Below are 13,480 nucleotides of genomic sequence, written 5' to 3'. Positions count from 1 at the left end.
TCGATATTGACGGATTTGGGTGACAAAATATTTCATAGGCTCGAAAAGACTGCAAAAGTAACTTTTCCCAAAGTTCATATTTGAACCTTTTTACATACAGGAATCATTAAGCGCCACTTTGGCCAGCCTCCTGTCATACACAGCCTCATCGAGGGTATTTCAGCACCACAAACCTTGCAAATGATAATTATTATTATTACTGTATGCAGGGTTACTGAAGCCGGCAAAACTCATTTTCCACGCCAGGCAACGGTATTTAACGACAAGGAGAGGTAAACCGTCATGGAGCAAAGCAGAAAACAGTATCAGCACTTAACAGCAATGGTTGGGGGCATTGGTCTATTTATGATGCAAACAACCGCAGCGATAGGTGCTACGGAGAGTATCGAAACGGTTACCGTCGTCGGGCATAAAATTACCGAACTGGATGCTCAAAGTGATGCGGGCGCACTCGGCAAACGCAGCATTCTGGAAACGCCCTTTTCTGTCGATGTCATCTCACTGGAAGACATGGAGATTCGGCAAGTCAACACCCTCGACAGCCTCTTCAGTCGCGAGGCCTCTGTCTCTGTTGATGGCAGCGCCTACAGCACCTTTGGATCGACAGTACGCGTGCGTGGCCTGCCACTTGATTACACGAACAGCTTTAAAATTAACGGGCTATCGGTAAACAATTTCAGCGGGGAACTCCCCTACGAAGCCTTTGAGCAGGTGACACTGCTTAAGGGAGCTGCCGGCTTTATGTTCGGCATGGGCGTGCCAGGCGGCATTGTTAACTATGTCACCAAAACACCAGTAGAAGACCTGTTAAGCATAGATATCGGAGCGCGAAGCGACAGCGTCCTGAGCGCCCACCTGGATGCATCCACCCGGCTAGGGGATCAACAAAAATACGGCGTTCGACTGAATCTCGTTAAGGAAGAAGGCGACTCCTATCTGGAAAACGGGAAAATAGATCGTAAGACAGCAGCGATCGCCTTTGATGCAGAACTCTCGAACTCGCTCACATGGCAGGTCGACCTGATTCACAACGATCGACGCACAGAAAACTCCTGGACAACCATGAGCAACTCCATGGCCAGTGAAGACAGTCTCCCGAAATCCGTCGATGGCAGTCGCAGCATTGCCGTCGATGGGACGTTCGACGACGACAAAAATCTGGTCGCGCTCACCAGTCTCAACTGGGAAATCAACGACCACTGGAACGCTCGACTGGAATACGACTACTCGAAAAATGAAACCCGCTGGGTTAAAACCCTTGCCTACCTGGTAAACAGCCAAGGGGATATCAATATCTCCCTGTATGATCAATATTTCGATGTCAGCTATCGCCAATACCAGGGGTTGGTGAACGGTATCGTGGAAACGGGCCCCATCACTCACGAGCTGGTCGTTGGGTTTTCCGAGCAAAAAGCGACAACTTACCGCAACGACCCAGATCGACTGGTAACCTCTGGCTATGGCGTCGACAACCTCTATCGAGATGTGGACCTACCCACCTATCACTCTACTCTGCCCAACCGACTGGCAATGGCCTGGAGTGATCGACAAACATCGGTATTTGTCAGCGACACCTTATCCGTGAACGAACAGTGGGACATTATGCTGGGGTTACGCTCAACAGATATTGAGCACACCCCCAGCAGCTACTTCTCGTCGTTTCATTCCGATTACGACGACAGTGCTACCAGTCCAACCGCAGCAGTCATCTATAAACCTGCGGAGCAGATGTCTGTCTACGCGAGTTATGTCGAATCCTTTGAAGGTGCTATCTCAACGGTTGGAGAAACCTATGCCAACGCAGATGAACTGCTCCCCCCTTTGGAAACCAAGCAATATGAAGCGGGCATTAAGGCCGCGGGGTTGGGCTGGTCAGCGACAGCAGCCTGGTTTCGAATAGAGCGCGGCGCAGAAATCGCCACGCCCGATAACTACTTAGTGCAAGATGGAGAGGAAATTTATCAGGGACTGGAAGTTAGTGCTGCCCTAACTCTCACCCAAAACTTTTCGGTTTACGGCGAAGTGATGTGGCTTGATAGCCAATACGAAAAAACCAATGATGCGACTGAAGGTAACGACGTTGCCGGCGCACCCGATCAGCAATTCAGTTTACAGAGCAACTACGACGTCGCCGCGTTACCCGGTTTAAGCATTAATGTTGGCGGTAAATTTCATGGTCGCGCCACACTCGACGCGGCCAACACCTGGGAGCTGCCCTCCTATACCGTCTTCTATGGCGGGCTCAGCTATCAAACGCAATGGCGAAACCAGCAGCTGACATTGATCGGCACTGTGGATAACCTATTCGACAAAAGCTATTGGGCGGTTTCCGATTCGTACGGCGGACTGCGTATCGGTGAACCGCGCACGGCCGCATTAAAGCTTAAGGTGGATTTTTAGCCATTGATAGGTGATACGGCAGCCGTGGCCTCATTGCCGGCTGCCTATTCGATTCTCATTGTAGATTTAAAGACATCTCAAGACTTTACAACAGGCTGCTGAACTCGTTATTTGGCATATCAGAGCTTCTCCAGCCATTCACTGAGTGTCGGTAGAAAATCACTCGCAAATGCACTCTCTTCCATCCACACCATTTTGAACCAGTACCACAATCCTGGATTTTGCTCGTTAAAATGGTTTTTTTTCAACAAGCCATGATTAGCATCAGCAATGATTCCAAGTGTTAGATTGCTCTGCGCGGCGAACACCTTGGTTAACGCCAACTTAGTATTGTATACGTCAACATTCAGGTCGTATTCTCCTAGCAATATCAGGACAGGTTGATTAATTCCTTCATAATCTCGCAGGGCATTAGATCGAATGTTTTTACGAATAAATTCAAAGCGTTTTTCAGACACTGCTTTTTCGTTTGGGTCGATTTCTTTTAGATATTCCTGATAACTTGCATCTCCGGCAAACAATTCCACTTCCCGCCGATAATCCCGTATCTTCTGACTGACTACCTCACTACTAGCCTGCTGCCGGTCTAAACGCTTACGGGTTAAATATTCACCCTGACTCACCCAGTCAATGGCGTAGCCAATGCCAATCACAAAACCAACATTAGGGTTGTTCGATGCAACTGCCGGCACAACCCACCCCGCCTGGCTAAACCCCATCAGACCAATTTGCTGACCTCGATAACCGTACTGTTGCTGCAGAAGTTTGATCGCCGCACGCAACTCTCTCTGGCGATCCGCCATGGACTGATCAAGCCAGTTGCCGCTGGAACCTCCCACGCCGGGTTTATCCCAGCTAAATATTGCAAAACCCTGTTGTCGTAAATGATCCCAAATTGGTATGTAATAGCCTTCAGCATCATAAGCCAAAGCGCCATCACCGTGGACAAACACGATAACGCCCTTGGGCTTCGACCGTGTTTCTGGCAAAAGGTAGTGAGCAGACAACTGATTTCCTGCGCCACTAAACACAAGTGTTTCAGCCTGACTGCACAATGGCCTACAGGCAATTAATATCAATAGAACGGATATGAGCGTTTTAGAAAACATAACTGGCGCTAAAGGTCGGAATAAGTTGCGTTTTCCTGTCCACGATTGGACTGTTTTCAACATCACCATACAACTGGTAAAGGTCGAGACTTCCCGTTAGCCGCCAATTTATAAAGGGATTATATTGCAGCTCTATGGAGAGTTTTGCCTGGTTAACACCCGCATCGACATCGTACACCGGCCGATTAGCGCTGACCTCATTGGAATCGACGCCGTAATAGGTGTCGTTGAACCCTGCGTCGCCGTAGGTCAGTGTCGCACTGGTCACAACCGCAAGCGAATCGCTAATAGCGATCTGGCGCAAACTGGCCGTCAATTCTGCCATCCAGCCTTCGTAAGTATTATCCATATCACTTAGTACGGCGAGATCCACAGAAAATGTTGGATGGATGTTCCAAGCGATATATGCACCAATCTCCAGGGTATCGTCAATGTTGTCCATCTCAGCAAGCTCTTTACCATCACGACTATCTCTTCCAGGGCGACCGGCCAACAGTAAACCAGCGCTGATTGGCCGAGTAAGCTGCCAATCCAAACCGATGTTAAAATCTTTGGAAAAGAACGTCATACTTTCTCCCAAGACCACGTACCCTTCAACAAGTGGTAGCACCAAGAGCTCGCTGTTCTTAGAACCCACATAGTTCGGATAGTCTGCGACTTTTACGCCGACGGCCCATTCCCAGAGCTGGACATCATTCACAGTCTGTGCGCATATCTTGGGAACAGAAACCACAGCAGCCAGAATAAGAGCCCCCGTTTTTGTTTGCCTATTTTTATTCCTGTACATGACTAATCTCCTGATTCAAATTCCATTAGAAAAGGACCATCTTCATCCGAGCCTTCGACGCGTAAAAAGTACGGCATCTGTTGTGCATTTTCAGCAAGCCAGACCTTGAGTGGCGCACTCTTTTTCCACCATGAATCCACGACTTCCAAAGTATAAAACTGACATTTTCCTAGCCTACCTAGGGAATCACAACCTGTCTTCGTCGCGGTAGAGACCTGGTACTGTTCGATAGTTAAGGTATCGAGATCCAGTAGACGGATTAATGTCGGTAAGCTGTACTGTCGATCAGCCCAGAAAAAAGGTAGATTGTTGAAATCCGAGTCAAACGCCTTATGGAGTACACGTAGCGCTTCTGGTTTGGGTGTTGGTTCAGCAATAAGGGACTGTGATATTGTAAGCGCCTCTACCGCCTCCGGAGCAATATGTCCCAACACAATCAGGGCTATTTCCATTAAGGCCTGCTCCTCACGCTTCTCTATATGCTCAACCTTCGCTCTGGAAAGCCACAGCTCATTCAGTTTGGTATTCGCTTGCGTCCATACCACCTGGTCGCCGTCATATGCTTTCCTATCCACACTTACCAAATGTCCGTCAGTGGCATGTTTTTCTGCGCTAACGCTACGAATATCCAACTCCCCCCACCATCCTTGGGTGTGAATATGTGTATACTCCCGTAATTGATAGGCTCCATCCGCGTAGCGACTAATTTGCAGACGAGAGCTTCCAATCGCTTTATCCTCTGACGATAGGGTATAACTCAGCTCAAAAGTATTCGGCTTAGCGGTTGACGCCAAGGATAATTCGTTCGAATTCTCATTGGCGAAACTCGTCACAGGCAAAGAAATTACGAACGCGAATATAGCGTGTAACCCCCACCCTATGACTGATTTAACGTAATTTCGACAACGCATTGTGCTTTTCCTTCCGTGGTTTAAATCCGTGATAACAGTCGTTGCCAATAGCAATAACCACTGGTACGAGCAAAAGAGTAATCGCTGTGGCAAACAGTTCACCAAAAGCCAAAGACACTGCAGCAGGAATCAGGTATTGCGCTTGCTCCGATGTTTCATTCAATAGTGGAATTAATCCCGCAACGGTCGTGGCCGTAGTCAGGAAAATGGCCTGAAAACGTCCTACGCCAGCGGACATCAGAGCCCCTTGAAATGGCTTACCTTCCTCCCGCGCCTGATTGTAGCGAGTCATCATCACCAACGAGTCGTTTACAACAACGCCAGTCAGCGCTAACATGCCAAAGAAAGAAAAGACACTAAACGGTAAGTCCATCCACCAATGCCCCAGCGCCGAACCCACTAGGCCGAAGGGTACGACTGACATAATAACCAGAGGCTGCCAATAGGATTTTAACGGCACTGCCAGCAAGGTATAAATCAATACCGCCGTAAAAATCAGCGCTTTAACCAATCCCTGCTTGATCTTACCTTCCTGCTCCAACTCACCTCCCAATTGAATGGCCACATCAGGAAAGCGTTGTTTAATTTCGCTAAAAATGCTGTTGCGTAACTGTTGAATGACTTCCGTAGGCGAGACCGCACGCTTGTCGATAAAGGCTTCTATGCTATTAACTCGCCGCCCGTTATCACGGACAATGCTCTCGGCGACATATCGAAATTGAATAGTTGCTATTGCGGATAAAGGCAGCCAGTGACCTTGAGGACTACGCAGCCTTGTGTTGAGTAAGTCCGCTCGAGAAGTTCGAGCACTGGTGGAATTCTGAACGATGACTTTCACTTCCTGACGGTCGCGTTGCAAGCGTTGTACTTCAGCACCGCCAAAGCGCTGCCCGATTTGAACCGCCAAATCAGCTTCAGTAAACCCCTGATGTCGCGCCTGCGGCTTTAATTGCAGAAAGATTTCCGGCTGGCCTTCTTTTAAGCTATCCCTGATATGACCAATACCTTGTATACCGTTTAAGGTTTCCTTTAAGGTGTTACTCGCTTGCCGCAGGCTGTGCAGGTTTTTACTGAGTAATTTAATCTCAAAACCTCCGCCGACATCCTCCGATCCCGTGAAGGTCAGTTTGGTAACTCCGTCCAGTTGGCCGACACCTTGTCGCCATGCTTGTAGTATGTCCAACGTGCCTAAACCTTGCTGGCGGCGGTCGGCTACCGAGCTTAACTCGGCGTACACCTCAGCAGAAGACATACCGTCCGCGACAACTAAGACATGCTTTATAGGTGCAGTTCTAAGATCGAACTGATCTGTATAATGCGCGTTGAGTTGATGTGCTTCAGATTCAAGCTTTTGGGTGTAGTCGAGCAGCTTGTGATAAGGAGCGCGGGCATCCATCTCCAGGTTGACGGTAATGATTTGCCCTGGAACATCAGGGAAAAACACTGTGTGGATCTTTCCCAACCCCATTAACCCCAGGCCAAACACCCCTAATGCAACAAAGAGGATTAAACAGGCATAACGATTGTGCAGACTCCATAGCAACAGCGGCTGGTAATAATCGTCGCGAACTGTACGTAAGCCTTGTTGTGAGCCTCGCTGAATACGCGACCACAGACGCTGAATCGCGTTTGGATTCACCAATTCTGACAGTGACAATTGCGCCAGATGTGCGGGCAAAATAAACTTACTTTCCAGCAGAGAAAACAGCAATGCCAATATTACTACGCCCGCAAAACTGGCCAGTACTTTACCCAGGGCGTTATCTATTAACAACATCGGGTAAAAAGCGGCGACCGATGTAAGCACACCAAAGACAGTGGCTGCAGCGACAACTTTAACGCCCTTTTCAGTAGCGTTAATCGGGTCAGCGATTACTTTACGCTGTTCAAAAACACTTTCACCCACGATAACCGCATCATCGACTAAAATGCCAAGCGCGATAATCAAGCCAAAGGTAGTGACATCGTTAAAGGAATAGTCAATCCAATCCGACCCCATGACAGCAATGGCGCCCGCCACTGAAATAGGTACACCCAGCGCCACCCAAAAGGCAAGTTTGATATTTAGAAAAAGTGCGAGCATGACAAACACGAGAGCCAGTCCCTGCAAGGCATTTTTTTTTAACAAATCCAAACGCTCGCCAATATAATAACTGGCATCCCCCCAAACGCTTAACCTCACACCCTCTGGAAGTTGTCGGGAAAATTCTGCGGTCGCTACCTTGATCGCATCTGCAATCTCCAACAGATTCTCTTTACGACCAATCAGTACTTCCATGCCGATGGCAGGCTCGCCATTAAAGCGCACAACAACATCAGTGTCTTCAAACTCGTCGATCACCTTAGCCACATCCGCAAGACGAATACCTGCGCCATCATTCCGTTCATAGACGGTAATATCAGCAAAGTCGCCACTATAATAGGCTTGGCTGTCAGCACGAATCGATAATGTGCCATCCTTTGCATTTAATTCTCCGGCTTTATACAACAACGACGATTTCGCAATCGCTTCAGCAATCATCTCTACGGTTAAATCGTACTTTTGTAATGCAAAGGGCTGCACTTCTATTCGTATTTCTGGCGTTTTTAATCCCCAGGTATTTACCCGCGACACTTCCGGTAGTGCTAGCACCTGCTCCTTTAACTCGCGAAATAAACTTTGTCGTGTATCCGTATCGGCAGAGCCATAGAGCTGCACATACAGTGCAGGGAAATCAAACTCATTGCGACTGATTGCCGGCTTTTCCGCTTCGCTGGGCAACTGGCTAACCGCATCCAAACGCAAGCGAACATCTTCCAGTAAGCGTTGCAGGTCATAGCCTTCGACTTTAATCACTTCAACGATCGACAGGCTCTCTAATGAGGTAGAGCGCACCGCCTGTACCCCTTGCAGCCCCTCTAGAGCTTCTTCGATTTTCCGGGTGATATGCTCATCAACCTGCTCGGTATGGGCGTCAGGATAGACCGTTTGAATAGTAATGGTATCCGCAGGCAGCTTGGGAAAGCCTTCAATTCTCATCGACGACAGAGTGAGTGTGCCACCTAACAGAATAAGCAACATGGCTAAATTGGCCGCGACCGGATTGCGAATAAACCAGTTCGTTAAAGCGGTCATCAGCGAATAACCTGCTTTGGGGTCACCGACAAGCCCGGTAAAAATGATGCCAAAGGCAGCGTCGCTATTCGCCACCTTGTCGTCAAATTATCCGGTGCTGCAATTATTGGACGCCCGTGCTGATAAAACAGTAGGTCGGCTTTGAATCGCCGCAGGCGGTCATTTTCGTCCACGTACCAAACATACCCTTCCTGGGTCAGACTGCCCTCAGGCAGTTCCAAGCTATGTGTCGCAGGCAACGTAGGTAATCGCACTTGCACAAACAAACCCGAGGGCAAATTAACGTCGGCCGAGTCCACTGTTAAATAGAGCTGATACTGGTGGGTTTCGGGATCGACATAGGCACTGCCTCTCTGCGCCACAGCGGACGCAAGCCGATTGCCGGAATCCGAATGCAAGCTTGCCACGATGGTCGAATCATTAAGGTCCGAGGAAGCACCCAGCAAGCGCCATTGTCGTTCCGTTAGTGAAACAACAATATCCTGCACATCGTCCCCAATTAATTCCAACAGAGACTCACCGGCGACAATTGCCTGCCCCAAACTCACCTGACGTTGACGCACATACCCGGAAAACGGAGCGCGTACTTTGGTGTAGCTCAGTTGTTGCCTGGCTGCGTTAACGCGGGCTTTGGCTGCTACTACCGACTTCTCTGCCAAATCCAATTGAGGCGTATGTAAGACCAACGATGATGGCTGTCCCCCAATTCCAGACAGCTGCCAATCTTCAAGCGCTAGCTGTGCACGCTGCTGCTCCTGCAATAATTGCAACTGTGTCTGCGCTAAGTCTTGCTGTGCCTCATCTAGCTGTGCTTGATATTCCCTACTTTCTATCGCGAGCAGCAGATCACCCTTGGCGACTCGCTGCCCCACGAGCGTTAAAGGACTCATTTCAATTATTTTTCCATCGACTTGTGCGCGCAAAGTGGTTTGCCAACGAGGTTCTATTTGCGCGAATGCTTCGACATAACCAATGTGGCTACCCGATTTCACCGGCACTACCGGCACCACTGGCCGTATAACATCAACCTCACGTTGGGACACATCCGACGAATCAACCATCCCAATTAACACAGCAAAAACCGCAAGCAAAGACAACACCGCAACAAACAGCCATTTCCGTTGGAAATTGGACCGTGATGATATAGTTACCGTAGGCGCATCAACCGGCATTCAAATCGCCCCCCAGTTGTTCCAACGGCTCCCCCAATGTCAGAGCTAAGCTCACTTGTAACTGTAAAAAACGCCACTGAAGTTGCAGCAATTGTGTTTCATCTTGCAGACGTTGCAAGTCAGACTGAAAGTGGTCGATCACGCCTGCGTCACCCCGTAGGTACTCCTCCAGCCTGATTCGTTGAAGCTGAGACTGCCTCGCTACAACATTCTCCTGTACGCGGATTTTTTGGAACTCGCTACTTTGCAGAACTAAGGTATCTTCCACTTCCTGTAGAGCTTGGATGACCACTTGCTGATAGCGCCACCAAGCGCCTTCCGCCTCATACGTAGCCGCACGAGCACGGGCACGCAGTTCACCCCCCCGCCAAATAGGTTGCGTAATGCCCCCCAACAGTTGCCACAGCACGTTTTCATCCAGCGCTTGTGGAAACGTCATCGACTCTTTAAGCGCAGTACCCGTTAGGGTGAGTTGCGGTAGCAGTGCTTTGTGCGCTACGCGCGTCTGTCGATCAAACAATTGCAGTTCGGCATAGGCACTGAGGATATCCGGTCGATTGATCAACGCGGCTGCCGACACCGCTTGTGGTAGTTCTATTGGCAAAACCAGCACACTGGGGAAATTAACAAACACTGGAGTCGTCGGATGAGCACCACGCAATACATTTATTGCGTAAACAGTGGACTTAATTTCCTGATCCAGTGTTTGCTGATATTGCACAAACGTACTATAGGATTGCCGCTCAGTAAGTAGCGCTTCATAATCCATCACCCCGACAGCAAAGTGGCGCTTAGCGACACCGACAATACGAGACTGTATCTGTACCATTTGCTCAAGCAGACCACGCTGACCAGATAAGGCAATATGTGCCAACCACAAATCTATGGCCTGTGCGACCATCAGTCGAGACGACCAGCGCAAAGTTTCATATTGCTGTGAAACTGATAACTGAACGACGGCTTTCTCATCACCAATTTGGCGCCATAGATCGAGCGTCCAACTGGCCTCTAGTCCCAGCGCACGAGTGTTTTGAACAGAATGATCTAATGGCGATTTTTCACGCAAGTTGGTGGCCGAAAACTGCAGTTGAGGTTGCCGTATAGCTGCCACTGCGGATACTCGTTGCTGTACCGCTCTTATGGACGCTCTTTGATTGTTCAAATCGGGATTATGATGCAGAACCTCAGCGATATACCGATAGAGCTGATCCTTGTACTGCCCTTCGAGCGCAGCAAATAAAGACGGGGCTTTTTTATCAAGCGTCCGCTCGCTTCGAGCGACCATAGCATGATCAACCTTCTCGGCGTGCTGGATTGCAGTACAACCGGCGAACAGACAACAGCACACAACAGGTATAAGACAGAGTCGCGAAGACCTACAGTACAGACTATCAGCTCCTAGCACTAGACCTTTCATAGGTAATCACTCAAAAAAATGAACGTTTGTTCACCGCATTATTGGCACTCCAGTTCTTGATGTCAACACAAAATGAACAAACGTTCATTTTGTGTTGACCTGTTAGCCATCCGGATACATAATTTAAAAAACGTTCACACAAAAATGCGTAAATAATTTGAAATGGTGGGGTTAAAGAGTGTCTGACAGAAAATCAGCGTTAGCGGAGCAGCAAAACGAGCGTATTTTGAGCGCGGCTAAAACGTGTTTTGTCGCTCGCGGGCTTGCGCATACGACCATGCGAGATATCGCCAGCACTGCGGATATGAGCTTGGGAAATATCTATCGCTATTTCAAAAATAAGGAGGCGCTGATTGAGGCATTTATAGAAGCCGACGACCAGCAGATTGGCGAGGCCTTTGCCCTTCTCGACAACGCCAAGGATTTTAAGGTGACGCTGAAGGAAATCGGCGGAGAGATTATTAAGGAAATCGCCAATAAAGCGGAATTACTGCTGTATACCGATATCCTTTCAGAGGCGCTACGTGACGAAAAAATCATGTCTATCGTCACCCTAGATAATGCTGAGCGGAGCTTGGCAGAAAAGCTAGAAAACGCCAGCAAAGACCAACGAGTTCAACTCCCATTAACCGTTGAAACTACAGCTCTGGCAATTATGTCATTTGTAGAAAATGCGGCATTGAAATGTGTGATTAACAAAAAGTACTCTGTGCGCACTGCGAAAAAACAGTTTAAGCAGTATATTGATCTTGTCATTGATAAATAAATTGCAGCAAAACGCAACAGGCACCTTTGAGCCGACTGGTTCTGGTACGCCAGTACAAATGCCTAATATACCTTGCGCTCACAGAGGTTATTATCGACTCCTGACTGGAAATTCAATCCCCTTTATTAATTGGTTTGGCAGTAAACGGCTTACTTGAAGCCAGGGAACCTACAACTCATAGGCCTTGGTATATGCTCCTTACTGAGAGGAGCAGTTTTTACAATACACGACAGTACGTAGAGTGTATCTCCGGCTTGCTCCTACCCTGATGCTACAAGGATTGAAACCCGGACGTTTCTTCCGGTGGGAGTTCACCATTGATAGAATGAGGATACCAACGGTTGTAGTGCTTTATGAAACATCAACCAATAACCACACCCACCAGAACTGAAATTTATAATCACTACTCGGCATACACTTTTTTCAAGCTTCGGAACAACCCATCCACAGACGCATTATTCCAGTGCTTATCTTGGCAGCTCATACTCTTGCAATAGATGTATCGCCCTATTATTTATCGAAAGCGAAGTTTGGTGACTGAACGGAAATTCCATGGCCGCGCCACTCTCGACGCCGCCAACCCAAGATTGAATCCACCTCATTCAACGACTTCAAACATCGTAACCCTGTGACAATTTGTCACATAGGCCATTCGTTAAATTTCCGTACAATCCGCACGCACTCAATTGGATAAGGATTTTACCCGGTGCTTTACGGAAAATCGCCTAACGGAAAAATTTTGAAACCCACTCTACTTTCAGTTGTTATTTCCTGTATGTCCTGGGGTGGTCAACATACGCATGCCTCAAGCACAACCGATATCAAAAAAACAGAACAAGAGAATATCGAAGAAGTGACGGTGTGGAGCAAGCCCATAGACAGTCGCGCCGCAAGTTATACCAACCCTATAAGTGTTATCCGTGCTGAGGATTTAACCGCAATAAACCAGGTAACGACAGAAGATTTAGTAAAATATGAGCCCAGCCTTATAGTTCGACGAAGATATATTGGAGACAGCAACGGTACATTAGGGATTCGAGGGGCAAGCATGTTCCAGACATCTCGAAGTATGGTATTTGCCGATGGCGTGCCCCTGCATTATTTTTTGCAGTCTAGATGGAGTGGCGCCCCACGCTGGACTATGGTTTCAGCAAGCGAAATTGCTCAAACACAGATCATCTACGGACCTTTCTCTGCCGAATATAGTGGCAACTCGATGGGTGGCGTTATTGAGATCGAAACAGCTATTCCTCAAGAATTTGAAATGCACGTCGACGGCACCGTTTTCTCCCAAGATTTTTCAGCCTACGGCTACGACGACCAAACACAAGGTTTTAAAGGATTTGCCTCCATCGGCAATAAGATTGGTAACCTTAGCGCATATTTTTCAGTGAACCACCTTGACGCCGACTCCCAACCACAAAGTTTTCGCTACGCAAGCTCCTCCAGCAACGATCAGCAAGCTACCGCTACCGGCGGAATTTTCGGTACAGATGCCTATTCCCGTGATGTGATTTACTACGGAGACACAGGCGTAGAAAATGCCGTTACAGATAACTATAAATTAAAGCTCGGCTATGAATTTGGTGCATGGGATGCCCTGCTCAACCTTGCCTATGAAAATCGGGAAACGAATGCCGACAATGCCAGCAGTTATATAAAAGATTTGTCAGGGAATTATGTCTGGTCTGGAGATGTCATTGAAGACGGCAACAGCTATTCACTTTCCGGTAGTAGCCTGGGTATCAGTTACCTGGAACGTGAAAGCCTAGCTACCGGATTGCGGATCAGTGGCCCGCTATC

The 13,480-nt window shown here is 48.3% G+C and carries 9 protein-coding genes; 3 read left to right on the top strand and 6 right to left on the bottom strand.

The window, feature by feature from the left end:
- Positions 1–282: 282 nt before the first annotated feature.
- On the top strand, positions 283–2,400 hold the full coding sequence (locus tag ACXAFR_RS25260) for a TonB-dependent siderophore receptor (protein WP_475182434.1): 2,118 nt from the start codon (positions 283–285) through the stop codon (positions 2,398–2,400).
- Positions 2,401–2,519: 119 nt separating this feature from the next.
- On the opposite strand, the gene ACXAFR_RS25255 is transcribed toward ACXAFR_RS25260, so the two are convergent.
- The 6 genes from ACXAFR_RS25255 to ACXAFR_RS25230 form a co-directional block, all read right to left on the bottom strand.
- Complete coding sequence (locus tag ACXAFR_RS25255; RefSeq protein WP_475182430.1) at positions 2,520–3,407, bottom strand: alpha/beta hydrolase family protein; 888 nt, start codon at positions 3,405–3,407, stop codon at positions 2,520–2,522.
- Between the two features lie 91 nt (positions 3,408–3,498).
- Positions 3,499–4,296, bottom strand: coding sequence for a MipA/OmpV family protein (locus ACXAFR_RS25250; RefSeq protein WP_475182429.1), 798 nt, complete (start codon positions 4,294–4,296; stop codon positions 3,499–3,501).
- Positions 4,297–4,298: 2 nt separating this feature from the next.
- The gene (locus ACXAFR_RS25245) at positions 4,299–5,090 is read right to left on the bottom strand and encodes a hypothetical protein (RefSeq protein ID WP_475182427.1); all 792 of its coding nucleotides are present in this window, start codon (positions 5,088–5,090) and stop codon (positions 4,299–4,301) included.
- A 94-nt stretch (positions 5,091–5,184) separates the two neighbouring features.
- Positions 5,185–8,397, bottom strand: a complete 3,213-nt coding sequence (locus tag ACXAFR_RS25240; protein WP_475182424.1) for an efflux RND transporter permease subunit — start codon at positions 8,395–8,397, stop codon at positions 5,185–5,187.
- Positions 8,322–9,494 (bottom strand): efflux RND transporter periplasmic adaptor subunit, encoded by a 1,173-nt coding sequence (locus tag ACXAFR_RS25235; protein ID WP_475182421.1) that lies wholly within the window; start codon positions 9,492–9,494, stop codon positions 8,322–8,324. The genes ACXAFR_RS25240 and ACXAFR_RS25235 overlap by 76 nt, the downstream gene beginning before the upstream one ends.
- On the bottom strand, positions 9,484–10,779 hold the full coding sequence (locus tag ACXAFR_RS25230) for a TolC family protein (RefSeq protein WP_475182419.1): 1,296 nt from the start codon (positions 10,777–10,779) through the stop codon (positions 9,484–9,486). Before ACXAFR_RS25230 ends, ACXAFR_RS25235 begins: the two co-directional genes overlap by 11 nt.
- A gap of 310 nt (positions 10,780–11,089) precedes the next feature.
- Between ACXAFR_RS25230 and ACXAFR_RS25225 the strand changes: the two genes are divergently transcribed.
- Positions 11,090–11,677, top strand: coding sequence for a TetR/AcrR family transcriptional regulator (locus ACXAFR_RS25225; RefSeq protein WP_475182417.1), 588 nt, complete (start codon positions 11,090–11,092; stop codon positions 11,675–11,677).
- 706 nt (positions 11,678–12,383) lie between these two features.
- A partial coding sequence (locus ACXAFR_RS25220; RefSeq protein ID WP_475182415.1) for a TonB-dependent receptor plug domain-containing protein occupies positions 12,384–13,480 on the top strand: 1,097 nt, incomplete at its 3' end.

This window comes from Pseudomaricurvus sp. ABR4_320, from assembly GCF_056159445.1.
The sequence above is the reverse complement of the archived record's forward strand: the minus strand, read 5'-3'. Positions and strand labels throughout refer to the sequence as shown.

What these genes read in the sequence shown, in the direction of transcription:
- ACXAFR_RS25250 (WP_475182429.1), bottom strand. Translation starts at nt 4,296, where the DNA reads ATGTACAGGAATAAAAATAGGCAAACAAAAACGGGGGCTCTTATTCTG.
- ACXAFR_RS25230 (WP_475182419.1), bottom strand. Translation starts at nt 10,779, where the DNA reads ATGGTCGCTCGAAGCGAGCGGACGCTTGATAAAAAAGCCCCGTCTTTA.
- ACXAFR_RS25235 (WP_475182421.1), bottom strand. Translation starts at nt 9,494, where the DNA reads ATGCCGGTTGATGCGCCTACGGTAACTATATCATCACGGTCCAATTTC.
- ACXAFR_RS25260 (WP_475182434.1), top strand. Translation starts at nt 283, where the DNA reads ATGGAGCAAAGCAGAAAACAGTATCAGCACTTAACAGCAATGGTTGGG.